Genomic DNA, 1,797 nt, shown 5'->3' with positions numbered 1-1,797 from the left:
TCCTTCCACCGCGTGCTGGGTGATGATGCGCAGCGCAGCGCGGAAGGCATCAAGCTCGTGAAGGACGACAAGATCCGTCGCGTCGTCATCTGCACCGGCAAGGTCTATTACGACCTGTTCGAAGAGCGTGAGAAGCGTGGGCTCGACGATGTGTATCTGATGCGCGTCGAGCAGCTCTATCCGTTCCCGGCGAAGTCCGTGGCGGCTGAGCTTTCCCGCTTCAAGAAGGCCGATGTCGTGTGGTGCCAGGAAGAGCCAAAGAACATGGGTTCCTGGACCTTCGTCGAGCCTTATCTCGAATGGGTGCTGAAGACCGCCGGTTCGAAGGTGGATCGTCCGCGCTATGTCGGCCGTCCGGCTTCCGCTGCAACCGCCACTGGTTTGATGTCGAAGCATCAAGCGCAATTGCAAGCTTTCCTTGACGAGGCTTTCGCGGCTTAATGGCCGCGCAAGACCGTTTTCCTTTCCACGGGCACTAGGCCCTCGACACGACAGACGATCATGGCGACCGAAATCCGCGTACCCACTCTCGGCGAATCCGTTTCAGAGGCCACCATCGGCCGCTGGTTCAAGAAGCCAGGCGATGCCGTCAAGGCAGACGAGCCGGTTCTCGAACTCGAGACGGACAAGGTGACCCTCGAGGTCAACGCTCCTGTCAGCGGCACCCTGGGCGACATCGTCGCCAAGGATGGCGAAACGGTTGCACCCGGAGCGTTGCTGGGTTCGGTCGACGAGGGCGGTGTCGCTGCTGCGGCACCGGCCCCTAAGGCCGAAACGCCCAAGGCGGCCGCTCCCGCGCCGGTTCAGACGGCGGCGGCTCCGGCATCCGGTGCGCCGAAGGACAACGGTCCCGCCGTCGGTCGTCTGGCCGCCGAGAGCGGTGTCGATCCCTCGCGTGTCGCCGGAACGGGCAAGGATGGCCGCGTCACCAAGGGTGACATGCTCGCCACCATCGCGACCGGAGGCGCGGCTGCAGCACCCGCACCTGCTGTCCCGATGCAGGTGCGCGCACCTTCCGCGCCGGACGATGCGTCGCGCGAAGAGCGCGTAAAGATGACCAAGCTGCGCCAGACCATCGCGCGCCGCCTGAAGGACGCGCAGAACACCGCCGCCATGCTGACCACGTTCAACGACGTGGACATGGGTGCCGTGATGAACCTGCGCACGCAGTACAAGGACGTGTTCGAGAAGAAGCACGGCGTGAAGCTCGGCTTCATGGGCTTCTTCGCCAAGGCGGTGATTCAAGCGCTCAAGGACGTGCCCGCGGTCAACGCTGAAATCGATGGCCAGGATCTCGTCTTCAAGAACTACTACCACATCGGAATCGCCGTCGGCACCGACAAGGGCCTCGTGGTTCCTGTCGTGCGCGATGCCGACCTCCTTTCGGTCGCCGGCATCGAAAAGAAGATCGCCGATTTCGGCAAACGCGCCCGTGACGGCAAGCTCACCATCGATGAGATGCAGGGCGGCACCTTCACCATCACCAACGGCGGCATCTACGGCTCGCTCATGTCGACGCCGATCCTCAATGCGCCGCAATCGGGCATTCTCGGCATGCACCGCATCGAGGAACGGCCTGTCGTCCGCAACGGTCAGATCGTTGCACGCCCGATGATGTATCTCGCCCTGTCGTACGATCACCGCATCGTCGACGGAAAGGACGCGGTGACCTTCCTCGTCCGCGTCAAGGAAGCGCTGGAAGATCCGGCGCGCCTCGTCCTCGATCTCTAAAACCGCATTCACGTCATGCCCGGCTTCGCGCCGGGCATCCATTGCATTTGCCGGGCGGTTCTCGAC

At 63.2% G+C, this 1,797-nt stretch carries 1 protein-coding gene and 1 pseudogene; both read left to right on the top strand.

Going from position 1 to position 1,797, the window contains the following annotated elements; translation table 11 throughout:
* Nucleotides 1-441: pseudogene (gene sucA / locus AC1DT3_RS19925) on the top strand (2-oxoglutarate dehydrogenase E1 component); the annotation flags it as partial.
* 60 nt (nucleotides 442-501) lie between these two features.
* Nucleotides 502-1,731 (top strand): 2-oxoglutarate dehydrogenase complex dihydrolipoyllysine-residue succinyltransferase, encoded by a 1,230-nt coding sequence (gene odhB / locus AC1DT3_RS19920; protein ID WP_477466948.1) that lies wholly within the window; start codon nucleotides 502-504, stop codon nucleotides 1,729-1,731.
* Nucleotides 1,732-1,797: the final 66 nt, after the last annotated feature.

This window comes from Microvirga sp. P4_G7, assembly GCF_056401005.1.
This window is presented reverse-complemented; position numbering and strand designations above follow the sequence as displayed.

What these genes read in the sequence shown, in the direction of transcription:
- odhB (WP_477466948.1), top strand. Translation starts at nt 502, where the DNA reads ATGGCGACCGAAATCCGCGTACCCACTCTCGGCGAATCCGTTTCAGAG.